The sequence below is a fragment of the Streptomyces sp. NPDC020801 genome (assembly GCF_044334385.1).
Classification (GTDB): domain Bacteria; phylum Actinomycetota; class Actinomycetes; order Streptomycetales; family Streptomycetaceae; genus Streptomyces.
In genome coordinates, this window is sequence record NZ_JBIRST010000011.1 from 126,272 (window position 1) to 150,154 (window position 23,883).

Sequence of the window (23,883 nt, forward strand, 5' to 3'; positions counted from 1 at the left end):
GCGGGGCGTCCCGTCGGCATCCCTGCCGCCTCGCGTGCCCCAGCGCCCACGGGTCCCACAGGGTCCCCAGCCGCACCGGCGCCGCCGCCGGCGTGCCCGGCTGCCCTCGAGGCGAGTCGCCCGAGGCGGCTCGGCAGTCGGCCGGTCGTGAGGGCGCGCGGCGCGCGAGCCGGCACCGACTTTCCGGTGCGGGGCAGACAGTTCCGCTCGGGGTACGAGTGCCCCGGCGCGTCCACGGCACCCGGCAGCGGGCCGCGTCCGGCGCTCGCGGGTGGCTCCCACGCGCGTGCGGTGGGTGCGGGGCGTTCTCGCTCTCGGCGTACGAGCTCCGGGAACTTCGCCAGGCGTCCACGCGCTTGCATACAGTGGCAGGACCGGCAGGAAAACGGCGGTTCCAGACCGCCACCGCGATCGAAGGGACGTACATGCCCATGGGTCACACGGCCACAGCCGAGGCAGGCTCCGGCGGCCTGACAGCGACCGAGCACCGCCTGGCCAACGGGCTGCGCGTGGTGCTCTCCGAGGACCACCTGACCCCGGTCGCGGCGGTGTGCCTCTGGTACGACGTCGGCTCCCGCCACGAGGTCAAGGGACGGACCGGTCTGGCTCACCTTTTCGAGCACCTGATGTTCCAGGGCTCCGCGCAGGTGAAGGGCAACGGTCACTTCGAGCTGGTGCAGGGCGCGGGCGGATCGCTCAACGGCACCACCAGCTTCGAGCGCACCAACTACTTCGAGACCATGCCCGCCCACCAGCTGGAGCTCGCGCTCTGGCTGGAGGCCGACCGCATGGGCTCCCTGCTCGCGGCACTGGACGACGAGTCGATGGAGAACCAGCGGGACGTCGTCAAGAACGAGCGCCGCCAGCGCTATGACAACGTCCCCTATGGGACCGCCTTCGAGCGGCTGACCGCCCTCGCCTACCCGGAGGGCCATCCTTACCACCACACGCCCATCGGCTCCATGGCCGACCTGGACGCGGCCACCCTGGATGACGCGCGCGCGTTCTTCCGCACGTACTACGCGCCCAACAACGCCGTCCTCTCGGTCGTCGGCGACATCGACCCGCGGCAGACGCTCGCGTGGATCGAGAAGTACTTCGGCTCCATCCCGTCCCACGACGGCAAGCCCGAGCCCCGTGACGGCTCCCTGCCCGACGTCATCGGCGGCCAGCTGCGCGAGGTCGTGGAGGAGGAGGTCCCGGCCCGCGCCCTGATGGCCGCCTACCGGCTGCCGCAGGACGGCACGCGCGCGTGCGACGCGGCAGACCTGGCGCTGACCGTCCTCGGCGGCGGCGAGTCCTCCCGCCTGTACAACCGCCTGGTGCGCCGCGACCGTACGGCCGTCGCCGCCGGGTTCGGCCTGCTGCGGCTGGCCGGGGCGCCCTCCCTGGGCTGGCTGGACGTGAAGACCTCCGGCGACTTCGAGGTCCCGGTCATCGAAGCCGCCATCGACGAGGAACTCGCCCGGTTCGCCGAGGCGGGCCCCACCACCGAGGAGATGGAGCGCGCCCAGGCCCAGTTGGAGCGCGAGTGGCTGGACCGGCTCGGCACGGTCGCGGGCCGCGCCGACGAACTGTGCCGGTACGCCGTCCTGTTCGGCGACCCGCAGCTCGCCCTCACCGCCGTCAAGCGTGTACTGGAGGTGACTGCCGAGGAGGTCCAGGAGGTCGCCAAGACCCGCCTGCGCCCCGACAACCGGGCGGTGCTCGTCTACGAGCCGATCGCAGCCGACCAGGCTGAGACGGCACGTGCAGCCGATGCCACGGACACGGACGCCGCGGCCACCGACGACACCGAGGAGGCGGCGAAGTGACCGAGCTCGCCACGATGGACTTCCACCCCCGGCCGCAGGCGGGCGAGGCCAGGCCCTGGGCGTTCCCGGCGCCGGAGCGCGGCACGCTGGACAACGGCCTGACGGTGCTGCGCTGCCAGCGCCCCGGCCAGCAGGTCGTCGCCGTCGAGGTACTACTGGACGCGCCCCTGGACGCCGAGCCGGCCGGTCTGGACGGCGTCGCCACGATCATGGCGCGGGCCTTCTCCGAGGGTACCGACAAGCACTCCGCCGAGGAGTTCGCCGCCGAGCTGGAGCGTGCGGGTGCCACCCTCGACTCGCACGCCGACCATCCCGGCGTACGGCTGAGCCTGGAGGTCCCGGCCTCCCGCCTGGCCAAGGGACTCGGCCTGCTGTCCGACGCCCTCCGGGCACCCGCCTTCGCCGACAGCGAGGTCGAGCGCCTGGTGCGCAACCGGCTCGACGAGATCCCGCACGAGCTGGCCAACCCCTCCCGCCGCGCCGCCAAGGAGCTCTCAAAGGAGCTCTTCCCGGCCACCGCGCGCATGTCGCGCCCCCGCCAGGGCACCGAGGAGACGGTCGGCGCCATCGACTCCGCAGCCGTCCGCGCCTTCTACGACCGGCACGTGCGCCCCGCCACGGCCACCGTCGTGGTCGTCGGCGACCTCACCGGCATCGACCTCGACGAGCTGCTCGGCGAGACCCTGGGCGCCTGGGCGGGTTCGCCGGCCAAGCCGCGGCCCGTGCCGCCGGTGACCGCCGACGACACCGGCCGCGTGGTGATCGTGGACCGTCCCGGCGCCGTCCAGACGCAGCTGCTCATGGGCCGCATCGGCCCCGACCGCCACGAACGCGTGTGGCCCGCCCAGGTGCTCGGCACCTACTGCCTCGGCGGCACCCTCACCTCCCGCCTGGACCGTGTCCTGCGCGAGGAGAAGGGCTACACCTACGGCGTGCGGGCGTTCGGCCAAGTGCTGCGCTCGGCCCCCGACGGCTCGGGCGCCGCGATGCTCGCGATCAGCGGCTCGGTCGACACCCCGAACACCGGCCCGGCCCTGGACGACCTCTTCACGGTGCTGCGCAAGCTCGCCGCCGAAGGTCTCACCGACGCCGAGCGGGACGTCGCCGTGCAGAACCTCGTCGGTGTGGCGCCGCTGAAGTACGAGACCGCGGCCGCCGTGGCGAGCACGCTCGCCGACCAGGTCGAGCAGCACCTTCCGGACGACTACCAGGCAACGCTCTATCAGCAGCTCGCCGCCACCGGCACCGTGGAGGCCACCGCCGCGGTGGTGGGCGCCTTCCCGGTGGACCGTCTGGTGACGGTGCTCGTCGGGGACGCGGCGCAGATCAAGGAGCCCGTCGAGGCCCTCGGCATCGGTCAAGTCACCGTCGTGGCGGCCGAGTAGGGGCACGCCGCCGCCGACCTCGGCGGCGGTCGATGCGCACGCGCGCGTGGGGCCCTGGTGACCGAAGCGTCACCAGGGCCCCTTGATGTCCGAATTAGGGGAGAGCCTGCCTGTCTGCCCTGTGGCCTGCGCTACAAAACCTCTGATCCGTTTGGGAATTGAAAGCGGCCCCGTTTAGCGTCGGTCCGGCTGTTCGTCGGGCAGTGCGCCGCACCCGCGGCACCGGACAGCCATCGCCGAGTCCCCGTACGGCGCGAGCCAGGGGAGCCGGGGACCCATCCAGTCCCTGGGGTGAATCGGACGCCCGCGCGCGCAGCGAGGGGGTCCGTAGGAGACCTTCCTGCTCCGAACCCGTCAGCTAACCCGGTAGGCGACAGGGAAGGAAAGGACCAGCCACTACATGGCGTTCACCCGCGCCACCGGGAAGCACCGCCGTCCCGGCCGGATGCACCGCACCACCGCCCGCGCGGCGAGCGTCGCGGCCCTCACCACCACCGGCGTCATCGGCACCCTCAGCGCCGCCCCGGCCCTGGCCGCCGAGACTCCCTCACCCGAGGACACCGGCCTCACCCCGGTCATCACCATCGGCGACACCGTCGCGGAGAAGATCGACGCCCAGGCAGCCGCCCAGAAGCAGGCCGCCGAGCAGAAGCTGGCCGAGGAGGCCGCACGCAAGAGGGCCGCGGAGCAGGCGAAGAAGGAGCGCGAGGCCAAGGCCCGCGCCGCCCGGGAGGCCGAGCGCAAGCGTCTCAACACCTTCGTGCCGCCGGTCTTCGGCTCCTACGTCTCCACCGGCTACAAGGCCGGCGGGTCCCTGTGGTCCTCCGGCTCCCACACAGGCATCGACTTCCACGCCGCGAGCGGCACCACGGTCCATGCGGTCGGCGTGGGGACCGTCGTCCAGACCGGGTGGGGCGGGGCGTACGGCAACCAGATCGTGATCAGGATGGCCGACGGCACGTACACCCAGTACGGCCACCTGTCGTCCATCGGCGTCTCGGTGGGCCAGAAGGTCACCCCGGGTCAGCAGATCGGCCTGTCCGGCGCGACCGGCAACGTCACCGGACCGCACCTGCACTTCGAGGCCCGTACGACTCCGGACTACGGCTCCGACATCGACCCCGTGGCCTACCTCCGCAAGCACGGCGTGAACGTCTGAGGCGGACCCGTGTGGGTGCCCGGCGCCGAGCCGCGCCGGCATCCGGCACCGGCCCCCGCGGGCGTTGGACGCCGAGCCGCGCCGGCATCCGGCACCGGCAGGCGGGGCGTCCGGCGCCTGTCCGCAGGAGGTCCGGCGCACCGCCGTCGAAGACCCCCCGAAGCCCCGGCTCCCGAGCCGGGGCTTTCGGTGTTTTCGGATGTTCCGGACCGCCCGCTGTCCAAAAAATATCCATGGATTCCGGCCCGCCGTCGGAAATTCCGGCTCATTGCAATAGAGTCACGGAACACACGTCCATCGTCGACGTTTCACGGGGATTAAGGCGGAGGTCGGTCATGCGTATTCCGGCGCACTCGGTGTGCACGGCGATCCGGGACGACATCGTCGCCGGTGTCCATGAGCGCGGCACCCGGCTCACCGAGGAAGTCCTCGCCCGCCGCTACGGCGTCTCGCGCGTCCCCGTGCGCGAGGCCCTGCGCACCCTGGAGGCCGAGGGCTTCGTGGTGACCCGGCGGCACGCGGGCGCGTGCGTCGCGGAGCCGACCGAGCAGGAGGCCGGTGACCTGCTGGAGATGCGGATGCTCCTGGAGCCGCTCGGCGCCGCCCGCGCCGCCCAGCGGCGCACGGAAGCCCATCTCAAGGTGCTGCGCGGCCTGGTGCGGCTGGGGCAGGAGCGGGCGCGCAGGGGCAGTACCGAGGATCTGCGCTCGCTGGGGGGCTGGTTCCACGAGACACTCGCCCAGGCCTGCGGCAGCCCTGCGCTGACCTCGATGCTCACCCAGCTGCGGCACAAGATCGCCTGGATGTACACGGTGGCGGCGCCGGCCGATCCCGTGGAGTCCTGGGCCGAGCACGGCGCCATCGTGGACGCCCTCGCGCGCGGCGACGGCGAGCGGGCGCGGGCGCTGACCGCCCTGCACGCCGAGCGCGTGACCGGCGCACACCGGTTGCGTTTCCCCGGCGCGGCGGCGGGCCGCGCCGACCGTGTGAGGACTTCGCAACATGCCGTCAACATGTCAGGTCTTCGGCATTAACACGGGCGCCGTATACAAAGAGGGATATTCAGTGGAGGGGTATTTCCCCTTGCCCTTTTTCAGGTGCCGGTAATTTCTGCGGGCGTGTGTGAAAAGCGAAGCCGCGCCGCCCGGAAGGGCGACGCGGCTTCATCGCGCGAGCATGGATCAGACCGTCTCGGGGAGCTCCTCGAGGCCTTCGGAGACCAGCTTGGCCAGCCGGTCGAGCGCGGCGTCGGCGCCCTCGGCGTCGGAGGCCAGGACGACCTCCTCGCCTCCCTGGGCGCCGAGGCCGAGAACGGCCAGCATGGAGGCCGCGTTGACGGGGGTGCCGTCGGCCTTGGCGATCGTCACGGGGACACCTGCGGCCGTGGCGGCCCGGACGAAGATGGAAGCGGGGCGGGCGTGAAGGCCCTCGGCCCAGCCGACGTTGACGCGGCGCTCAGCCATGTGATGCTGCCCTTCGGTGTATCAGGGTTGTCTAGACCAGTTTCCCACACGTGAAGCAGGCCGGGAACAGTCAGGTGTTCCGTCCCCGGGTGGCGTCGGACCGCGGCCTCGGTCCGATGTGTGTCCTCCACAGACTGCCTCGCGCCGTTGTCGGACGCGAGCCGTACTCTGGGCCCCATGCAGACCTCGTCGGACCGGCATGAGTACCCCGCCCACTGGGAGGCCGACGTGGTGCTGCGTGACGGTGGCACCGCACGGATCCGCCCCATCACCGCCCACGACGCCGACCGCCTGGTCAGCTTCTACGAGCAGGTGTCGGACGAGTCCAAGTACTACCGCTTCTTCGCGCCCTACCCACGCCTGTCCGCGAAGGACGTCCACCGCTTCACGCACCACGACTTCGTGGACCGGGTGGGACTCGCGGCCACGGTCGGCGGCGAGTTCATCGCCACCGTACGCTATGACCGCATCGGTGCCGACGGAATGCCCGCCACCGGGCCCTCCGACGAGGCCGAGGTCGCCTTCCTGGTGCAGGACGCCCACCAGGGGCGAGGGGTCGCCTCCGCCCTCCTGGAGCACATCGCCGCCGTCGCCCGCGAACGTGGCATCCGGCGCTTCACCGCCGAGGTGCTGCCCGCCAACACCAAGATGATCAAGGTGTTCACGGACGCGGGGTACACACAGAAGCGGAGCTTCGAGGACGGTGTCGTCCACCTGGAGTTCGGCATCGAGCCGACGGACCGCTCGCTGGCCGTGCAGCGCGCGCGGGAGCAGCGCGCGGAGGGCCGGTCCGTGCGCCGGCTCCTGGCGCCCGGGTCGGTCGCCGTGATCGGAGTGGGCCGCACGCGCGGGGGCGTGGGCCGCAGCATCCTCGACAACATTCGCGACGCCGGGTTCACCGGCCGGCTCCACGCGGTCAACCGTGCCTTCGGCGAGGAGCGGCGGGAGATCGACGGTGTGCCCGCCCACCTCTCGGTGCGCGACATCGACGGCCCCGTGGACCTCGCGGTCGTCGCGGTGCCGGCCGAGCACGTCCCCGAGGTGGTGACCGAGTGCGGTGAGCACGGCGTGCAGGGCCTCGTGGTGATCTCCTCCGGCTACGCCGAGAGCGGCCCCGAGGGACGCGAGCGCCAGCGTGCCCTCGTACGGCAGGCGCGCACGTACGGCATGCGGATCGTCGGACCCAATGCCTTCGGCATCGTCAACACCTCGCCCGGCGTCCGGCTGAACGCCTCCCTCGCCCCCGACATGCCCCGCCCCGGCCGTATCGGGATGTTCGCGCAGTCCGGCGCCATCGGCATCGCGCTGCTGTCCCGCCTGCACCGGCGCGGCGGCGGGGTCACGGGGGTGACGGGCGTGTCGACCTTCGTGTCGTCCGGCAACCGGGCCGACGTCTCCGGCAACGACGTCCTTCAGTACTGGTACGACGACCCCGACACCGACGTCGCCCTGATGTACCTGGAGTCCATCGGCAACCCGCGCAAGTTCACCCGCCTCGCCCGGCGCACCGCGGCGGCGAAGCCGCTGGTCGTGGTGCAGGGCGCAGGTTCGGCACCTCCGGGGCACACCGTCCGGGCGACGCGGTTGCCGCACGCGACGGTCTCCGCGCTGCTGCGGCAGGCCGGTGTGATCCGCGTGGACACGATCACCGAGCTGGTGGACACCGGACTGCTGCTCGCCCGGCAGCCGCTGCCTTCCGGACCGCGAGTGGCGATCCTGGGCAACTCCGAGTCGCTGGGCGTGCTCACCTACGACCGGTGTCTCGCCGAGGGGCTGCGGCCGCAGCCGCCGCGGGACCTGACGACGGCGGCGTCCGCGGAGGACTTCAGGACGGCACTGTCGCGGGCACTCGCCGACGAGACGACCGACGCGGTGGTCGTGACCGCGATCCCCGCCGTGGGGGAGGGCGTGGCCCAGGACGCCGCCCTGGCCGAGGCGCTGCGGTCGGCGTCTGAGGCGGTACCCGGAAAGCCGGTCCTGGTGGTCCACGTCGAGCTCGGCGGCCTCGCGGAGGCCCTGTCGGCCGCGGCCAGCACGGGGCCGCAGGCCTTCTTGGGCACCCGGCGGTCCGCGCAGCCGCCGGCCCGGACCGGCCTTGCACAGCCGCCCTCCACCGCACCAGCCGAGCGCTCCGGCACCTGCTCCCGCCTGATCCCCGCCTACCCCGCCGCCGAACGTGCCGTCCGCGCCCTCGCCGAAGCCGTGCGGTACGGCCAGTGGCGGCGGGAGGCCGCCCACCCCGGCAAGGTGCCCGAGTACGACGACATCGACGAGAAGGGCGCCGCCGCGCTCATCGGCGGCCTCCTCGCGCGCGGGCAGGGCCTCGCCCTTGGCACCGAGGAGACCTGCGAACTGCTCGGCCGCTACGGCATCCACGTCCGCCGCGCCCTGCCCGCCCCCAGTCCCGGCGCCGCCGCCGAGGCCGCCCGATCCCTCGGCTACCCCGTCGCCCTGAAGGCCACCGCGCCGCACCTGCGGCACCGCGCCGACCTGGGCGGCGTACGTCTGGATCTGGCCGGCGAGGAGCAACTGCGCCGCGCTTACGCCGAGTTGACCGAGCTGTTCGGTGAGCCGGCCGAGCTGCGGCCGGTGGTGCAGGCGATGGCACCCAGGGGAGTGGACACCCTCGTGCGGGCGGTCATCGACCCAGCGGCCGGCGCGGTGCTCTCCTTCGGTCTCGCCGGTGCCGCCTCCCAGCTGCTCAACGACATGGCGCACCGGCTCGTCCCGGTCACCGACCGCGAGGCGACCTCCATGATCCGCTCCATCCGGACCGCGCCCCTGCTGTTCGGCTGGCGCGGCTCGGCGCCGGTCGACACGCCCGCGCTGGAGGAACTGCTGCTGCGGGTGTCCCGGCTGGTCGACGACCATCCCGAGGTTGTCGCGGTCACCCTGGAGCCGGTCGTCGTCGCCCCGCGCGGGGTCAGCGTCCTCGGTGCCAGCGTGCGCCTGGCGCCGCCGCCCGCCCGGGACGACCTCGGTCCGCGCACCCTCCCGGCGTACTGACCGGGCACCCGGCGCACCCACCGGGTTTCCCCGGCCCGGAGCGGTGCCTCGCAGTCAGTGCGCCCCCGTAGGATGGACGGCATGGCCAAGACCAGTACGACGACCCAGGGGCTGCGGGCGGCGATCGAGCGCAGCGGCTACTACCCGGCTCTCGTGGCCGAGGCGGTGGAGGCCGCCGTGGGCGGCGAGCCCATCCGGTCGTACCTGGTCCACCAGGAGACCACGTTCGACCAGAACGAGGTCCGGCGGCATGTGACGGTGCTCGTCCTCACCGGCAACCGCTTCATCGTCAGCCACACCGACGAGCAGGCCGCCGACAGCACCTCCCCGACGCCGTACGCCACCACCTCCACGGAGTCCGTGAAGCTCGGCCGTATCTCGTCGGTCGTGGTCAGCCGCGTGGTCGCCAACCCCGAGCAGTACGCGCCGGGCACGCTGCCGCGCGAGGTCGTGCTGACCATCGGCTGGGGTGCCGTCTCCCGCATCGACCTGGAGCCCGCCGCCTGCGGCGACCCCAACTGCGAGGCCGACCACGGCTACACGGGCAACTCGACGGCGGACGACCTCAGCCTGCGCGTCAGCGAGGCGGGCGACGGCCCGGAGACGGTGCGCCAGACGCTCGCCTTCGCGCAGGCCATCTCCGAGGCGACCGCGGACCCGACCCGCTGATGGCGGCGCAGCCCACCGCCTGGGACCACCCCGAGCCCCTGGCCGTCGCATCCGCACCCGTCCCCGAGTACGGCTCCGGCTCGCTCGCCGACCTGCTGCCCACGCTGGCCGCCGGCATGGGCGTGCCGGAGATGACCGCCGGGATCGAGGAGCTGACCCCCGCCGACCGCGCGTGCGTCTTCCTGATCGACGGCCTCGGCTGGGAGCAGCTGCGGGCGCACCCCGAGGAGGCCCCCTATCTGACCTCCCTGCTCGGCAGCTCACGCGGCGGCACCGGCCGCCCGATCACCGCCGGCTACCCGGCCACCACCGCGACCTCCCTCGCCTCCGTGGGCACCGGTCTGCCCCCGGGCGCGCACGGCCTGCCCGGCTACACCGTGCGCAATCCGGCCACTGGCGAGCTGATGAACCAGCTGCGCTGGCAGCCGTACACCGAGCCGCGCCCCTGGCAGCCGTACCCCACGGTCTTCCAGCTGGCCCACCGGGCGGGTGTGCACGCCGCCCAGGTGTCCTCCCCGACCTTCGAGAACACCCCGCTGACCAGGGTCGCCCTCAGCGGAGGAACGTTCCTGGGGCGGCTGACCGGCGAGGACCGCATGGACCTCGCGGCCGGGCAGCTGGCCGCCGGCGACCGTGCCCTGGTCTACACGTACTACTCCGAGCTCGATGGCGCCGGCCACCGCTACGGCGTCGACTCCGACACCTGGCGCGGCCAGCTCATGCACGTCGACCGGCTGGTCCAGCGCCTGGCCGAGCAGCTGCCGCCGCGCAGCGCGCTCTACGTCACCGCCGACCACGGCATGGTCGACATCCCCTTCGACGAGCAGCACCGCATCGACTTCGACGAGGACTGGGAGCTGCGCGCCGGCGTCGCCCTGCTCGGCGGCGAGGGCCGTGCCCGCCACGTGTACGCCGTACCGGGGGCCGAGGGCGACGTGCTGACCTGCTGGCGCGAGGTGCTCGGCGAGCAGTTCTGGGTCGCCTCCCGCGACGAGGCGGTCGCGGCGGGCTGGTTCGGACCGCGGATCGACGACCGGGTGTACGCGCGGATCGGCGACGTGGTCGCGGCCGCCCGGGACGACGTCCTGCTCATCGCCTCCGAGCGGGAGCCGAAGGAGTCGGCGATGGTCGGCAACCACGGCTCGATGACCCCTGCCGAGCAGCTCGTGCCCCTGCTGGAAGTACGCTCCTGAGGCCACCGCCGTACCCCGCCCGGCCCGAAGACGTCCCGCGACCCCGCCGAATCGCCGAAAGGTGCCCGACTCCCCATGCCCGAGCTGGTGTTCTTCTCCGGAACGATGGACTGCGGGAAGTCGACCCTGGCTCTCCAGATCGAGCACAACCGTTCGGCGCGTGGTCTCGCGGGCATGATCTTCACGCGCGACGACCGGGCGGGCGAGGGCAAGCTGTCCTCGCGCCTCGGCCTGGTCACGGACGCGGTGGAGGTCGAGGACGGCGTGGACCTGTACGCCTACCTGGTCGACCACCTCTCGCAGGGCGGGCGGGCCGACTACGTGATCGCGGACGAGGCTCAGTTCCTCGCGCCGGAGCAGATCGACCAACTCGCGCGCGTGGTCGACGACCTGGACCTGGACGTGTACGCCTTCGGCATCACGACCGACTTCCGCTCCAAGCTGTTCCCCGGCTCCCAGCGCCTGGTCGAACTGGCGGACCGGGTCGAGGTGCTCCAGGTCGAGGCGCTGTGCTGGTGCGGTGCGCGGGCCACGCACAACGCCCGTACGGTGGGCGGTGTCATGGTCGTCGAGGGCGCCCAGGTCGTCGTCGGCGACGTCGACCACTCCGCGGACGAGATCGGCTACGAGGTGCTGTGCCGCCGGCACCACCGCCGCCGTATGACGGCCGCCTCGGCGCGCGCCGCGGCGCTGTCACCCGACGTCCTGCCGGTGTCACCCTCCTGAGCGACCACGCCGGTCAACGCGAACTCTGAATCAGGGCAAACCGGGCACCCTCCGGATCCGTCACCGTAGCCACCCGGCCGTGGGGTGTGTCCCGGGCCGCGGTGAGCACATGGCCGCCGAGACCGGCGAGGCGTTCGAGCGCGGTGTCCGCGTCGGCCACTTCGAAGTACGTCAGCCAGTGCGGGCCCCGGTCGCGGGGCAGGGCGTGGCCCACACCGTGAATGCCGGCGACCGGGCGGCCGTCGAGACACAGGGTCACGCAGTCGAAGCCGGCCAAGGCGACCGGCCTCTCCTCGTAGCCGAACAGCGCTTCGTAGAACTTGGCGACGCTCGCGGCCTCGAAGGTCAGCAGCTCGTTCCACGCGGGTGTGCCGGGCGCGCCCGCGGCGCCGGTGCCGAGGTGCTCCCTGGCCTGCCAGATGCCGAAGACCGCGCCCGACGGGTCGGATCCGATCGCCAGCCGCCCCGCCTCGCCGGCGTCCAGCGGGCCCACCCCGAGCGTGCCCCCGCACAGCCGTACCGATTCGGCCGTCAGATCCACGTCGTCGGAGGCGAGATACGGCGTCCAGGCGATGGGCAGATGCCGGTCCGGCGGCAGCTGGCCGATGCCCGCCACCTCCTGACCGTCCAGCAGCGCCCGTACGTAGGGGCCGAGCTGGTGGGGGCCCGGCTCGAACTCCCAGCCGAAGAGCTCTCCGTAGAAGGCCTGGGTGGCGGCCATTCCGTGGACCATCAGGCTGACCCAGCATGGTGTGCCGGGCGTGTACCGAGTGTGTGCCCGGCCGTTCGGGCCGGCCGACTCCGGTGCCTCGGTCATCGTCACTCTCTTCTCGGCCCCTCGCGGTAGCCGCTCGATTCCGCTCTCCGGACCCCCGAGCCGATGCTCGCACCACCCGTGGCGGGGCGCGCTCCGGGCGCGTCCCCGAGGGCGCCGCCCTGTCCGGAGGATGCCCGGTGCGCCGTTTCCTGCCCGTTTCCCTGCGTTTGCCGACGGATGTCGATCGGCTGTACAGCATGTGGCCGATCCCGTACGCCTCGTGATCGGACCTGTCCGGCGGAGCAGAGTAGTCGGACCTGGACGACGCGGCCACCCCGTGCGCAAGGATGGTGACCATGAACGCCATCATCTCCCCGTCCGAGCTCGCGAACGCCCTCGTGGGGCCGAACCCCCCGGTGCTGCTCGACGTCCGCTGGCAGCTCAGCCTGGCCAAGGCGTCCGGTGAGCCGCCGTTCGACGGGCGCGCCGCGTACGAATCCGGACACATTCCGGGCGCCGTCTTCGTCGACCTGGAGCGCGAACTCGCCTCGGAGCCCGGGGTCAAGGGCCGTCATCCGCTGCCCGCCACCGAGGACTTCGGCGCCGCGATGCGCCGCGCGGGAGTGACCGCGGCCCGGCCCGTCGTCGTGTACGACGGCGGTCAGGGCTGGGCGGCGGCTCGCGCCTGGTGGCTGCTGCGCTGGACGGGCCACCCCGACGTACGGGTCCTGGACGGCGGCCTGGCGGCCTGGGAGGGCCAGTTGGAGACCGCGGTGCCCGAACCGGCCGAGGGCGATTTCGCGCCGGTGCCGGGCGCGGTGCCGCTGCTCGACGCCGACGGGGCCGGGGCGCTCGCGCGCTCCGGCGTGCTGTTCGACGCGCGGGCGGGGGAGCGGTACCGCGGGGAAGTGGAGCCGATCGACCCGGTCGGCGGCCACATCCCGGGAGCGTTGTCGGCGCCCACGACCGAGAACGTGGGCCCGGACGGGCGGTTCCTGCCCGCGGAGGAGCTCCGGACGCGGTTCAAGGCGCTGGGCGCGGCCGACGGCAGGGACGTCGGCGTCTACTGCGGCTCGGGAGTCTCCGGGGCGCACGAGGTGCTGGCACTGGCCGTGGCGGGCATTCCGGCGGCCCTGTACGTCGGTTCGTGGTCGGAGTGGTCCTCGGACCCGGCCAGGCCCGTCGCCGTGGGCCCGGACCCGCAGTAGCCACCCCGCCGCCGGGCAGGCAAAGGGAGAGGGCCGCCCCTACGGGTGCGGCCCTCTCCCTTCACGGCCGGCGCGACTCGTACGGTTGCCGCGGCCGCTCGCTGCTCCTGCTTCACTCCTGCTTCTTGCGGCGCGTGCCGAACACGATCTCGTCCCAGCTCGGGACCGCGGCCCGGCGGCCCGGGCGGACGCCGTCCGCCTCGGCCTGGCGGTCGGTGGCGCCGATGAGCCGGTCGCGGTGGCTGCCGACCGAGCGCGGCATGAGGACGTCCGCGTAGGCCGACCCGGCGGAGGCCGCGGGGGCCGGAGGCTCCTCCGCCGCCGGCTCCTGGTCGGGTTCGTCGGCGGGCTCCGCCGGGCGCTCCGGTACCACCAGGTCGCCCCGGAAGCTGGGCACCGCCTCCAGCAGGCTGGTCAGCGAGTCGCGCTCGCCCGTGCTCTCCTCGGCCGGCTCGGACGCCTGCGCCGGCAGCGCCGGACGGTCCCGCTCGCGGTCGAAGGAACGGTCGCGCGGCAGCCGGGCGATGCGCGGCACGAACGGGAAGCTCGGCTCCGGGGCCCCGAGGTCGTCGGACTCGCCGATCAGGGCGCGCGCCTCGTCGTCGACGGCCTGCACCAGGCGCCGCGGCGGGTCGTACGTCCAGCTCGCCGAGTGCGGTTCGCCCGCCACCAGGTAGACCAGCAGGACCTCCCAGGTGCCGTCGTCGCGGCGCCACGAGTCCCACTGGACGGTGTCCTTCTCGGCGCCGCGCAGCAACAGCCGCTCCTGGACGGCCTCGCCGAGCAGCGGACCGGAGTTCTCGCCCGGGCGGCGGACCGGGGTCTTGCGGGCCCGCTCGGCCATGAAGGCGCGCTCGGCCAGAACCGGTCCCTCGAAGCGCCGTACGCGGTCGACGGGGATGCCGGCGAGCTGGGCGACCTCTTCCGCGGTCGCGCCCGCTCGTATCCGCGCCTGGATGTCGCGGGGGCGGAGATGGCTCTCCACCTCGATCTCGATCTGGCCGAGGCGGGGACGGTCGCCGCGCACGGCGGCGCGGAGCCGTTCGTCGATCGGAAGCGTGTACTCCGTGCTGTCCGCAGCTTTCAGCACCAGCCGTGTGCCGTCATTGGAGACGGCCACGACACGCAGTTCGGGCATGGGGACCTCCCGGGTGGTGCCTGCCGACGTCACGTGCGTCGCTGCTTCCGCTAGTCGAGTGTGGCCTGCCCGGGTGCAGCCTGCCACAACCTTGCCGAGTTGCCCGGCGTGTCGGGCGCGGGCCCTGGATCGCCGTTATGGCACGGTTACCTGTTCACAACGCTAAGTGACCAACTCCGTCACCCTGTGCAACCAGCCCCCTCCCGGCGGTCCAGCAAGGCCCCGGACGCCCTGGCGGGAGACCGGACCCAGGGCTCGCAACAGTACTCCATTCGGACCACCTGCGTGGATCGGCGCGCCGCCCAACTTCTGGCAAGGAGCGGGGCTTGACCCTCCGTGACCGGTTTTCTCGATCACGAAACGTGGCGTACTTCACGTAAGCACCGGAAACGGAACTAACGGTTTCGTTCGTGCGTCCCTTTCTCGTGCAGCCGACCGATCACGAGCGACAGTTTCGGCCAAGTGCGGAGAGGCGGGCAAGGTCCGGGTATGCGCGAAAGGCCCGACAGCGGCGGTGTGCCGGGCGGCGGGGAGGAGGTGAGGAAGAGGCGGATCGACCTGAGCGTGCCTCAGGTCGTGGGCGGCGCAGGGGCGGCGGTGGTCGCCGCGGAGCTCGCCTCGTACTTTCGCGTCTACGGGACGATCCTCGGTGCCGGTGTCGTCGGTGTCATCGCCACCTGCGGCGGTTCGGTCCTCCAGCACTTCCTCCGGGGCACGGCGAGCAGATCCGCACGGCGGCCGTCGTCTCCAGGCCGCCTCTCGCCTCCGCCCCCGCTCCCTGGACGCCGCCGCCTCCGGGCGAGTTCACGACCGGCACCGTCCCCCGGGCCCGGGCCCGGGCCCGGGGGACGGAGCTGGAAGCGGGCGGTGCTCGTGGCCGCCCTCGTCTTCGGGGTCACCATGGCCGGCATCACCGCGTATGAACTGGTGCCGGGCGGCAGCTCCAGCGGCGGGCGGGGCGCGACGGTCGGCGCGGCCGTGGCGGGTCACCGCGCGCCGTCCCCGGCCTCCTCGGACGAGTCGCCGGCCCCGGCCGCCCCGCGGACCCTCCGCCCGGAGCCGGAGCCGGAGCCGGAGCCGGAGCCGGAGCCGGAGCCGGAGCCGGAGCCGGAGCCGGAGCCGGAGCCGGAGCCGGAGCCGGAGCCGGTGACGGTGACGATGGCGGTGGCGGTGACGGAGGCAGTGACGGAGGCAGTGACGGTGACGGAGCCAGTGACGGTGACGGTGACGGAGCCAGTGACGGTGACGGTGACGGAGCCAGTGACGGTGACGGGACGCGGCCGGGCGGCGCCGCCTCCGGCAGCGGGGGCAGCGGGGGCAGCGGGGGGCAGCGGTGAGTCCGGTGCCGACGCCGGACGCCACCGGGAGCACGGACCCCTCGGGTGCCGGGTCGGCGGCCGGCACGGCCGGCCCCGGCAGCCCGGCGCCGGTACCGAGCGCGTCCGCCCCGGCTACGGCCCCAGGACCCTCCGCAAGTAGTCGTTCTGGAACAGCCGCTGCGGATCCAGCCGGTCCCGCAGCGCCGTGAACTCGCCGAAGCGCGGGTAGATCCCGGCGAAGTACTCCGCGTCCCGGGTGTGCACCTTGCCCCAGTGCGGACGCCCCTCGTGCGCGGTGAAGATGCGCTCGGCCGCGGTGAAGTACTGCTGGTAGGGGGTGCCCCGGAACATGTGGACCGCGATGTAGGCGCTGTCGCGGCCGGATGCGGTGGACAGGGTCATGTCGTCGGCGGGCGCGGTGCGCACCTCGACCGGGAAGCTCACCCTGAGGCCGGACCGGTCGACCATCGCCCTCAGCTCGCGCAGCGTGTCGACCAGGGCCTCGCGCGGGACGGCGTACTCCATCTCCACGAAGCGCACCCGGCGGGGCGAGGTGAAGACCTTGTAGGGGATGTCCGTGTACGTGCGTGCGGACAGTGCCCGGCTGGAGATCCGGGCGATGGCCGGAATCGTGGCGGGGACCGCCCGGCCGACCCAGTTGGCCGCCTGGAAGACGCCGTTGGAGAGGAACTCGTCCTCGAACCAGCCGGCCAACTGCCCCACGGGCCTGGCCGGTCCGGCGCTGCGGTTGTTGCGCTTGGTGTTGGTGCTGCCGGTGTGCGGGAACCAGTAGAACTCGAAGTGCTCGTTCTCCGACCAGAGTTGGTCGAACTCGGCAAGCACCCGATCGAAGGGCATCGGCTCCTCGCGGGCGGTCAGCAGGAAGATCGGTTCCACCGCGAAGGTGATCGCCGTGACGATCCCCAGTGCGCCCAGGCCGATGCGGGCGGCCGCGAAGACCGCGCGCTCCTCCTCGGTCCCGTTCTGCGAGCAGGTGAGCACCGAGCCGTCCGCCGTCACCAGCTCCAGGCCCTTGATCTGCGCGGCGATCGAGGCGGACTCGCGGCCGGTGCCGTGGGTGCCGGTGCTGGTCGCCCCGGACACCGTCTGCTCCATGATGTCGCCCATGTTGGTGAGCGACAGCCCCTCGCGCGCGAGCGCCACATTGAGTCTCTTGAGGGGGGTGCCGGCCTCGACGGTGACCGTCATGGCCTCCCGGTCGATGTCGCGGATGCCGGTCAGGAGCTGAGGGCGGATCAATACCCCGTCCGTGGCGGCGATGGACGTGAAGGAGTGCCCCGTCCCCACCGCCTTCACCTTCAGGCCGTCCTCGGCGGCGCGGCGCACCGCCGTGGCGAGCTCCTCCACCGAGGCAGGTGTGACCTCCCGCGCGGGACGCGCACCGACATTGCCGCCCCAGTTACGCCATGTGCCGTTCTTCGCGCTCGTCGTGCTGCTCAACGGAGCCTCCCCGACCCGGCGCCGGCCTGCTGAGCCGGCGGTACCCGAGGAAACCGACCGCGACCGCGACGGCACCGGACACCGCCGGAACCCCGTACCCCGCCCGCGCGCCGGCTGCGTCGATCACCCAGCCGGCCACCGAGGAGCCGAGCGCCACCCCGACGGCGAGCCCGGTGCTCACCCAGGTCATGCCCTCGGTCAGATGCGCGCGTGGTACGTGCTCTTCGACGAGGGCCATCGTCGTGATCATCGTGGGAGCGACGGACAGGCCCGCAACGAACAGCGCCACAGCCAGAAACGGCAAGTTTCCGACCAGTAGGAGGGGGATCATACTCACGGCCATCGTGCATATGCCCAGCAGCCAGCGACGGGCGGGCGCTCCGCCCGGGCGCAGCAGCCCGAACAGGACGCCCGCCGTGCATGAGCCCGCCGCGTACAGCGCCAGCACGACACTCGCGGCGCTCTTGTGGCCCCGCTCGTCGGCGAAGGCCACGGTCACCACGTCGACCGCCCCGAAGATCGACCCGGTCGCCACGAAGGTGGCCACCAGCACCTGCAGCCCGCGCGAGCGCAGCGCCGAACCGCCGCTGTGGTGCTCGCGCGGGTGCGGCTGCGGCTCGGTGGCGCACTGCGCGGTCAGCCAGAAGACGCCCACGGCCAGGAAGCAGCCCGCCAGCAGCGGCCCCGCCTCCGGGAACCAGGCCGTCGACAGGCCGATGGAGACGATGGGCCCGAAGATGAAACAGACCTCGTCGATCACCGATTCGAACGAGTAGGCGGTGTGCAGCTGCGGGGTGCCGCGGTACAGGGCCGCCCAGCGCGCGCGGACCATCGCGCCCAGGCTCGGCACGGAGCCGATCCCGGCGGCGCACACGAACAGCACCCAGTCCGGCCACCGCAAGTGCGCCGCCAGCAGCAGGGCCGCCGTCGCGGCCAGCGCCACGAGCGTCGCGGGCCGCAGCACCCGGCGCTGCCCGTGCCGATCGACCAGCCGCGAGATCTGCGGCCCGAGGACGGCCGCCGCCAGCGCGATGGTGGCCGACAGCGCGCCCGCGAGCCCGTAGCGCCCGGTGAGCTGGGAGATCATCGTGACCACGCCGATGCCCATCATCGACAGCGGCATCCGGCCGAGGAACCCCGCGGCGGAGAAGCCCTTGGAGCCGGGGGCGGCGAACAGGGCGCGATAGGGGCTGGGCACAGGGTCTCCGGGGATCCGGTAAGGCGCGAAGGGGGCTGATACAGCTTACGGATCAGGTGACCCCGACGCACCTGTGAATGCGGGTCGGGATCCCGGCTGTCAGTGCCGGGTGGCAGGATCGACACATGCCAGACGCGCTCGATGCCACCCCCTACGACGCCCTGCTCCTGCTCTCGTTCGGCGGCCCGGAAGGGCCGGACGACGTGGTCCCGTTCCTGGAGAACGTGACACGCGGACGCGGCATCCCCAAGGAACGCCTGAAGGAAGTCGGGCAGCACTACTTCCTGTTCGGCGGGGTCAGCCCCATCAACGACCAGAACCGGGCCCTGCTGGACGCCCTGCGCAAGGACTTCGCCGACCACGGCCTGGACCTGCCGGTCCACTGGGGCAACCGCAACTGGGCGCCGTACCTCACGGACACCCTGCGCGACATGGTCCGCGACGGCCGTCGGCGCATCCTGGTCCTGGCCACCAGCGCCTACGCCTCCTACTCCGGCTGCCGCCAGTACCGCGAGAACCTGGCCGACGCCCTCGCCGCCCTGGAGGCCGAGGGCCTGGAGCTGCCGAAGATCGACAAGCTGCGGCACTACTTCAACCACCCCGGCTTCGTCGAACCCATGATCGACGGCGTGCTCGAGGCCCTCGCCGGCCTTCCCGAGGACGTCCGCGACGGCGCGCACATCGCCTTCACGACCCATTCGATCCCGACCGCCGCCGCCGACACCTCCGGCCCGGTCGCCGGCCACGGCGACGGCGGAGCGTACGTCCGCCAGCACCTGGACGTGGCCGAACTGATCGCCGACGCGGTCCGCGAGCGCACCGGCGTGGACCACCCCTGGCAACTGGTCTACCAGTCGCGCTCCGGCGCCCCGCACATCCCATGGCTGGAGCCCGACATCTGCGACCACCTCGAGGAGCGGCACGCGGCCGGAGCCCCGGCGGTCGTCATGGCGCCCATCGGCTTCGTCTCCGACCACATGGAGGTCCTCTACGACCTCGACACCGAGGCCAGGGCCAAGGCCGGGGAGCTGGGCCTGCCGGTGCGCCGCTCGGCCACCGTCGGCGCCGACCCGCGGTTCGCCGCCGCGGTCCGCGACCTGATCCTGGAGCGCGCCGCCGCCGAGCGCGGGCGGCAGGTCAGCCCCTGCGCCCTGGGTGCCCTCGGCGCGAGCCACGACGTCTGCCCGGTCGGCTGCTGCCCGGCCCGCGCCCCCCGCCCGGCCGCCGCGGGCGCCGACAGCCCCTACGCGTGAGGAGCCACGTGAGCGACGCCCTGCACACGGAACTGCTGCAACTCGCCCGCCAGGTGGCCGGCCGCGCCGGAGAACTGCTGCGGGACGGCCGCCCCGCGGATCTCGCGGTGGCCGCCACCAAGTCCAGCCCGATCGACGTCGTCACCGAGATGGACATCGCCGCCGAGAAACTGATCACCGGCCTGATCGCCGACCGCCGCCCCGGCGACGGCTTCCTCGGCGAGGAGGGCGCCGCCACGGAGGGCACCAGCGGAGTCCGCTGGGTGATCGACCCGCTCGACGGCACGGTGAACTATCTCTACGGCCTGCCGACCTGGGCCGTCTCCATCGCGGCCGAGCAGGACGGCGAGGCCGTCGTCGGGGTCGTGACCGCCCCGATGCGGGGCGAGACGTTCCAGGCGATGCGCGGCCGTGGCGCGTGGGCCACCGGCGCCTGGGCGGGCGAGCGCAAGCTGGCCTGCCGCACCGCCGCCCCCCTCGACCAGGCCCTGGTCTCCACCGGCTTCGCCTACGTCGCCGAGGTCCGCGCGCACCAGGCCGACGTCGCCGGGCGCCTGATCCCGCTGGTGCGCGACATCCGGCGCAGCGGCTCGGCCGCGATAGACCTGTGCGACGTGGCCGCGGGCCGCCTCGACGGCTACTACGAGCGCGGCCTGAACCCCTGGGACTACGCCGCCGGCGCCCTGATCGCCCGGGAGGCGGGCGCCCTGACCGGCGGCCGCCCCGGAGAGCGTGTGTCCCGCGAGCTGACCATCGCGGCCACCCCGGCGGTCTTCGAGCCCCTCCAGGGGCTCCTGGAGGGGCTCGGCGCCTGGCACGACTGATTCATCCCGGGCCCGGGATTCCTCCGGGGCCCGGGGAAAGCGGAGCCCCCGGCGCTGGATTCGCCGGGGGCCCTGCCCACGCACAGGCTGCTACACGCTGATCAGACGGCGGACACGCCGACCTCCACACCGTGTTCGGCGGCGAGGCGGCGCAGGTCGTCGAGCTCGGCCAGCTCCACCTCGACGAGGAAGTCGTCGCCCTCGTCACGAGCCCGCGTCAGGTCGGACTCGGTCGCCTTTATGCGCTGCAGAAGTCCTGCGGTGAATGCGTCCATGCTGCGCCCCCTCGTCCTGGGTCGTGGGTCGGTGGCACGGGGGTGTGCCGTTCGGAAGGGACGATCACGTCTCCAGTAGGTGCCCAGCGCTGCCCTGCTGGGCGGCGACGGTGCCGGACACCCACGCCCGCTCCGCGAAAGCGGATCGCGGTGTACCGCATGGTGGTGCGGCACATGCAGAGCGTGATCGCGGGGTGTAAAGCCGTCCTCCCCCACCTCTCTCCCGCGGAAACCTCAACCGCGCGAGAAAATTCCGCATTCCCGTGCGCTTCATCCGCCGCACACCCCCTCCTCATCCGTCCCTCACCCCGCGCCGGGCCACCGCTGCCCCGGCTTACAGCCGACTTATGGCCGAAAAGGGCAGGATGGAGGCACACACCCATGAAGACCCCTGCCCGCGTGTGCCCGAGCGGCGCTACGCGGGTGGACACAGGAAGGACTAGCGACGTGCGCGTACTCGTCGTCGAGGACGAGCAGCTGCTCGCCGATGCGGTGGCCACCGGACTGCGCCGGGAGGCCATGGCCGTCGACGTCGTGTACGACGGTGCGGCCGCCCTGGAGCGCATCGGCGTCAACGACTACGACGTGGTCGTCCTCGACCGCGACCTCCCGCTCGTGCACGGCGACGACGTCTGCCGCAAGATCGTCGAGCTCGGCATGCCCACCCGCGTGCTGATGCTCACCGCCGCCGGTGACGTCAGCGACCGTGTGGAGGGCCTGGAGATCGGCGCCGACGACTATCTGCCCAAGCCCTTCGCGTTCAGCGAGCTGACGGCACGCGTGCGTGCCCTCGGCCGGCGCACCAGCGTGCCGCTGCCGCCCGTCCTGGAGCGCGCCGGGATCAAACTCGACCCCAACCGCCGCGAGGTCTTCCGCGACGGCAAGGAGGTCCAGCTGGCGCCGAAGGAGTTCGCGGTCCTGGAGGTGCTCATGCGCAGCGAGGGCGCGGTCGTCTCCGCGGAGCAGCTCCTGGAGAAGGCCTGGGACGAGAACACCGACCCGTTCACCAACGTCGTGCGGGTCACCGTGATGACCCTGCGCCGCAAGCTCGGTGAGCCGCCTGTGATCGTCACCGTGCCCGGCTCCGGCTACCGGATCTGATCCGCCGTGGCCGCCACCCCCGCGCCGCCCCAGGCGCCACCGAAACCCACCTGGGACCCAAGAAGGCCCGAGCCGCCCTTCCCCTGGCTGCGCCCGACCATCCGGATACGGCTCACACTGCTGTACGGAGGCATGTTCCTGATCGCCGGCATCCTGCTGCTGTCGATCATCTACCTGCTGGCCGCGCACGCTCTGAACGTGGGCAGCGAGCTGCCCTTCAAGATCATCTCCGGCCAGGTCACCAGCGACACCTGCAACTTCCCGACCCGGACGACCGCGACCGAGCTCAACCACGCGATGAACGAGTGCGTGAACCAGCAGCGCCAGCACGCCCTGGACGACCTGCTCAGCCGGTCGCTGCTGGCCCTCCTCGGCCTCGCCGTGATCGCCTTCGCGTTCGGCTACGCGATGGCCGGCCGGGTGCTCTCCCCGCTCGGCCGGATCACCCGCACCGCCCGCGCGGTGGCCGGCTCCGACCTGTCCCGGAGGATCGAGCTGGACGGCCCGGACGACGAGCTGAAGGAGCTCGCGGACACCTTCGACGAGATGCTGGACCGGCTGCAGCGGGCCTTCACCGCCCAGCAGCGCTTCGTCGGCAACGCCTCGCACGAGCTGCGCACCCCACTGGCGATCAACCGCACGCTCCTGGAGGTGCACCTGTCCGATCCGCAGGCGCCCGTGGAGCTGCAGCAGCTCGGCAGGACTCTGCTGGCCACCAACGAGCGCAGCGAGCAGCTCGTCGAGGGCCTGCTGCTGCTCGCCCGCAGCGACAACCAGATCGTCGAGCGCAAGCCGGTGGACCTCGCCGAGGTCGCCTCGCAGGCCGTCGACCAGGTGCACGCGGAGGCGGAGGCCAAGGGCGTCAAGATCCGCGGCGAACGAAAGCCCGCCGTCGTCCAGGGCAACGGCGTACTGCTGGAGCGGATCGCGCTGAACCTGGTGCAGAACGCCGTCCGGTACAACGTGCAGGAGGACGGCTGGGTGGAGGTCACCACGGACGTCCAGCACGGCCAGGCGGTCCTCGTCGTCACGAACACCGGACCGGTGGTCCCGGCCTACGAGATCGACAACCTCTTCGAGCCCTTCAGGCGGCTGCGCACCGAGCGCACGGGCAGCGACAAGGGCGTGGGTCTCGGGCTCTCGATCGCCCGCTCCGTGGCCCGGGCGCACGGCGGCCACATCTCTGCCCAGCCGCGCGAAGGGGGCGGGCTGATGATGCGGGTCACCCTGCCGATCTGAGATCATGTCCCGGACACGCGGGGATGTTCGCTTTGCGCGGAATTTTCGGGGTACCCCTCCGGCTTGCCCGTGTGTGATCGATCACATGAGCGGTTTTCCGGCCATCCACTCTCCGTGATCATGCGGGCCGCCGAAAAGCCGGGAAAATCCGGGTTTTCAGGGGTCCTGATCACGGGAAGTACACGGTGGGACCGCTTTGAAGAGCGAGATTCGGACCGTGTACGGTCCCGATCGCCATCCAAGCCGATCACTCTTGAGGAGTCCGGTTGGGTGTCGATTGAGTAACAGACCTTGATGTGAGGCAAAATCTCCGCCTCGGGTCGGGCACAAGTCCGGCCTCTCACGCGTTACGTGCGCTGGAGACACCGCAGACACCCAGAGGGGGAGAGCGACATGGCAACCGATTACGACACCCCACGCAAGACCGACGACGACGTCGACTCGGACAGCCTTGAAGAGCTGAAGGCCAGGCGGAACGACAAGTCGACCTCCGCCGTGGACGTCGACGAGTTCGAGGCCGCCGAGGGCCTGGAGCTTCCCGGAGCCGACCTCTCCAATGAGGAGCTGGCCGTCCGGGTGCTGCCCAAGCAGCAGGACGAGTTCACATGCATGAGCTGCTTCCTGGTGCACCACCGCAGCCAGCTGGCCCGGGAGAAGAACGGTCAGCCGATCTGCCGCGACTGCGACTGAGGCGG

Annotated in this window: 21 protein-coding genes and 1 riboswitch; of the genes, 15 read left to right on the top strand and 6 right to left on the bottom strand. The window is 72.5% G+C overall.

The genetic code is table 11. The features are described from left to right. Positions 1–425: 425 nt before the first annotated feature. The 4 genes from ACH4UM_RS23205 to ACH4UM_RS23220 all read left to right on the top strand — a co-directional run bounded on the left by ACH4UM_RS23205 (position 426) and on the right by ACH4UM_RS23220 (position 5,392). Positions 426–1,814 (top strand): M16 family metallopeptidase, encoded by a 1,389-nt coding sequence (locus ACH4UM_RS23205; RefSeq protein WP_398182367.1) that lies wholly within the window; start codon positions 426–428, stop codon positions 1,812–1,814. Next, positions 1,811–3,199: a M16 family metallopeptidase gene (locus tag ACH4UM_RS23210; RefSeq protein WP_398182370.1), complete on the top strand. Its 1,389-nt coding sequence runs from the start codon at positions 1,811–1,813 to the stop codon at positions 3,197–3,199. The genes ACH4UM_RS23205 and ACH4UM_RS23210 overlap by 4 nt, the downstream gene beginning before the upstream one ends. A gap of 224 nt (positions 3,200–3,423) precedes the next feature. Further along, a riboswitch (cyclic di-AMP (ydaO/yuaA leader) is annotated at positions 3,424–3,587 on the top strand. A 12-nt stretch (positions 3,588–3,599) separates the two neighbouring features. Beyond that, positions 3,600–4,358: a M23 family metallopeptidase gene (locus ACH4UM_RS23215; protein ID WP_398182373.1), complete on the top strand. Its 759-nt coding sequence runs from the start codon at positions 3,600–3,602 to the stop codon at positions 4,356–4,358. 335 nt (positions 4,359–4,693) lie between these two features. Further along, positions 4,694–5,392, top strand: coding sequence for a GntR family transcriptional regulator (locus ACH4UM_RS23220; RefSeq protein WP_398182376.1), 699 nt, complete (start codon positions 4,694–4,696; stop codon positions 5,390–5,392). 147 nt (positions 5,393–5,539) lie between these two features. Here ACH4UM_RS23220 and ACH4UM_RS23225 read toward each other — a convergent pair whose 3' ends face one another. Further along, positions 5,540–5,821: an HPr family phosphocarrier protein gene (locus ACH4UM_RS23225; RefSeq protein ID WP_030171859.1), complete on the bottom strand. Its 282-nt coding sequence runs from the start codon at positions 5,819–5,821 to the stop codon at positions 5,540–5,542. Positions 5,822–5,998: 177 nt separating this feature from the next. On the opposite strand from ACH4UM_RS23225, the gene ACH4UM_RS23230 reads away from it, so the two are divergent. The 4 genes from ACH4UM_RS23230 (at position 5,999) to ACH4UM_RS23245 (ending at position 11,415) form a co-directional block, all read left to right on the top strand. After that, positions 5,999–8,827, top strand: a complete 2,829-nt coding sequence (locus ACH4UM_RS23230; protein ID WP_398182379.1) for a GNAT family N-acetyltransferase — start codon at positions 5,999–6,001, stop codon at positions 8,825–8,827. A gap of 72 nt (positions 8,828–8,899) precedes the next feature. Beyond that, entirely contained in the window at positions 8,900–9,496 is a 597-nt protein-coding gene (locus ACH4UM_RS23235) for a DUF5998 family protein (protein WP_398182921.1), read from the top strand. Next, positions 9,496–10,689: an alkaline phosphatase family protein gene (locus ACH4UM_RS23240; RefSeq protein WP_398182382.1), complete on the top strand. Its 1,194-nt coding sequence runs from the start codon at positions 9,496–9,498 to the stop codon at positions 10,687–10,689. Before ACH4UM_RS23235 ends, ACH4UM_RS23240 begins: the two co-directional genes overlap by 1 nt. Before the next feature lie 75 nt (positions 10,690–10,764). Further along, a complete protein-coding gene (locus ACH4UM_RS23245; protein ID WP_398182385.1) occupies positions 10,765–11,415 on the top strand; it encodes a thymidine kinase in 651 nt (216 codons plus the stop codon). A gap of 13 nt (positions 11,416–11,428) precedes the next feature. Here the strand turns inward: ACH4UM_RS23245 and ACH4UM_RS23250 are convergent, their stop codons facing one another. Then, on the bottom strand, positions 11,429–12,232 hold the full coding sequence (locus tag ACH4UM_RS23250; protein ID WP_398182388.1) for a VOC family protein: 804 nt from the start codon (positions 12,230–12,232) through the stop codon (positions 11,429–11,431). A 296-nt stretch (positions 12,233–12,528) separates the two neighbouring features. Here ACH4UM_RS23250 and ACH4UM_RS23255 point away from each other — a divergent pair, with 296 nt between their 5' ends. Continuing rightward, positions 12,529–13,380, top strand: coding sequence for a sulfurtransferase (locus ACH4UM_RS23255; RefSeq protein WP_398182391.1), 852 nt, complete (start codon positions 12,529–12,531; stop codon positions 13,378–13,380). A 112-nt stretch (positions 13,381–13,492) separates the two neighbouring features. Here ACH4UM_RS23255 and sepH read toward each other — a convergent pair whose 3' ends face one another. After that, positions 13,493–14,518: a septation protein SepH gene (sepH, locus tag ACH4UM_RS23260; protein ID WP_398182394.1), complete on the bottom strand. Its 1,026-nt coding sequence runs from the start codon at positions 14,516–14,518 to the stop codon at positions 13,493–13,495. A gap of 489 nt (positions 14,519–15,007) precedes the next feature. Between sepH and ACH4UM_RS23265 the strand changes: the two genes are divergently transcribed. Beyond that, positions 15,008–15,997 carry a hypothetical protein gene (locus ACH4UM_RS23265; protein ID WP_398182397.1) on the top strand — a complete coding sequence of 330 codons (990 nt, stop codon included), beginning with the start codon at positions 15,008–15,010 and terminating at the stop codon, positions 15,995–15,997. On the opposite strand, the gene ACH4UM_RS23270 is transcribed toward ACH4UM_RS23265, so the two are convergent. Together ACH4UM_RS23270 and ACH4UM_RS23275 are read right to left on the bottom strand one after the other, a co-directional pair. After that, positions 15,970–17,298, bottom strand: a complete 1,329-nt coding sequence (locus ACH4UM_RS23270; RefSeq protein WP_398182398.1) for a D-arabinono-1,4-lactone oxidase — start codon at positions 17,296–17,298, stop codon at positions 15,970–15,972. The genes ACH4UM_RS23265 and ACH4UM_RS23270 overlap by 28 nt on opposite strands. Next, a complete protein-coding gene (locus tag ACH4UM_RS23275) occupies positions 17,258–18,496 on the bottom strand; it encodes an MFS transporter (RefSeq protein WP_398182401.1) in 1,239 nt (412 codons plus the stop codon). The genes ACH4UM_RS23270 and ACH4UM_RS23275 overlap by 41 nt, the downstream gene beginning before the upstream one ends. A 125-nt stretch (positions 18,497–18,621) precedes the next feature. On the opposite strand from ACH4UM_RS23275, the gene ACH4UM_RS23280 reads away from it, so the two are divergent. Then, a complete protein-coding gene (locus ACH4UM_RS23280; RefSeq protein ID WP_398182404.1) occupies positions 18,622–19,749 on the top strand; it encodes a ferrochelatase in 1,128 nt (375 codons plus the stop codon). Between the two features lie 8 nt (positions 19,750–19,757). Beyond that, positions 19,758–20,573, top strand: coding sequence for an inositol monophosphatase family protein (locus tag ACH4UM_RS23285; RefSeq protein ID WP_398182407.1), 816 nt, complete (start codon positions 19,758–19,760; stop codon positions 20,571–20,573). Positions 20,574–20,674: 101 nt separating this feature from the next. Here ACH4UM_RS23285 and ACH4UM_RS23290 read toward each other — a convergent pair whose 3' ends face one another. Continuing rightward, on the bottom strand, positions 20,675–20,848 hold the full coding sequence (locus tag ACH4UM_RS23290; RefSeq protein ID WP_360963605.1) for a hypothetical protein: 174 nt from the start codon (positions 20,846–20,848) through the stop codon (positions 20,675–20,677). A gap of 447 nt (positions 20,849–21,295) precedes the next feature. Between ACH4UM_RS23290 and ACH4UM_RS23295 the strand changes: the two genes are divergently transcribed. The 3 genes from ACH4UM_RS23295 (at position 21,296) to ACH4UM_RS23305 (ending at position 23,878) form a co-directional block, all read left to right on the top strand. Then, the gene (locus ACH4UM_RS23295; RefSeq protein ID WP_351058477.1) at positions 21,296–21,949 is read left to right on the top strand and encodes a response regulator transcription factor; all 654 of its coding nucleotides are present in this window, start codon (positions 21,296–21,298) and stop codon (positions 21,947–21,949) included. Positions 21,950–21,955: 6 nt separating this feature from the next. Further along, positions 21,956–23,188, top strand: coding sequence for a sensor histidine kinase (locus tag ACH4UM_RS23300; protein ID WP_398182410.1), 1,233 nt, complete (start codon positions 21,956–21,958; stop codon positions 23,186–23,188). Positions 23,189–23,581: 393 nt separating this feature from the next. Then, positions 23,582–23,878 carry a DUF4193 domain-containing protein gene (locus ACH4UM_RS23305; protein WP_005481602.1) on the top strand — a complete coding sequence of 99 codons (297 nt, stop codon included), beginning with the start codon at positions 23,582–23,584 and terminating at the stop codon, positions 23,876–23,878. Positions 23,879–23,883 lie beyond the last annotated feature (5 nt).

Bases quoted from the DNA above. Each gene is read 5' to 3' on its own strand.
- ACH4UM_RS23230 (WP_398182379.1), top strand. From the start codon at position 5,999: ATGCAGACCTCGTCGGACCGGCATGAGTACCCCGCCCACTGGGAGGCC.
- ACH4UM_RS23235 (WP_398182921.1), top strand. From the start codon at position 8,900: ATGGACGGCATGGCCAAGACCAGTACGACGACCCAGGGGCTGCGGGCG.
- ACH4UM_RS23290 (WP_360963605.1), bottom strand. From the start codon at position 20,848: ATGGACGCATTCACCGCAGGACTTCTGCAGCGCATAAAGGCGACCGAG.
- ACH4UM_RS23215 (WP_398182373.1), top strand. From the start codon at position 3,600: ATGGCGTTCACCCGCGCCACCGGGAAGCACCGCCGTCCCGGCCGGATG.
- ACH4UM_RS23280 (WP_398182404.1), top strand. From the start codon at position 18,622: ATGCCAGACGCGCTCGATGCCACCCCCTACGACGCCCTGCTCCTGCTC.
- ACH4UM_RS23255 (WP_398182391.1), top strand. From the start codon at position 12,529: ATGAACGCCATCATCTCCCCGTCCGAGCTCGCGAACGCCCTCGTGGGG.
- ACH4UM_RS23265 (WP_398182397.1), top strand. From the start codon at position 15,008: ATGCGCGAAAGGCCCGACAGCGGCGGTGTGCCGGGCGGCGGGGAGGAG.
- ACH4UM_RS23250 (WP_398182388.1), bottom strand. From the start codon at position 12,232: ATGACCGAGGCACCGGAGTCGGCCGGCCCGAACGGCCGGGCACACACT.
- ACH4UM_RS23240 (WP_398182382.1), top strand. From the start codon at position 9,496: ATGGCGGCGCAGCCCACCGCCTGGGACCACCCCGAGCCCCTGGCCGTC.
- ACH4UM_RS23220 (WP_398182376.1), top strand. From the start codon at position 4,694: ATGCGTATTCCGGCGCACTCGGTGTGCACGGCGATCCGGGACGACATC.
- ACH4UM_RS23205 (WP_398182367.1), top strand. From the start codon at position 426: ATGCCCATGGGTCACACGGCCACAGCCGAGGCAGGCTCCGGCGGCCTG.
- ACH4UM_RS23245 (WP_398182385.1), top strand. From the start codon at position 10,765: ATGCCCGAGCTGGTGTTCTTCTCCGGAACGATGGACTGCGGGAAGTCG.
- ACH4UM_RS23225 (WP_030171859.1), bottom strand. From the start codon at position 5,821: ATGGCTGAGCGCCGCGTCAACGTCGGCTGGGCCGAGGGCCTTCACGCC.
- sepH (WP_398182394.1), bottom strand. From the start codon at position 14,518: ATGCCCGAACTGCGTGTCGTGGCCGTCTCCAATGACGGCACACGGCTG.
- ACH4UM_RS23305 (WP_005481602.1), top strand. From the start codon at position 23,582: ATGGCAACCGATTACGACACCCCACGCAAGACCGACGACGACGTCGAC.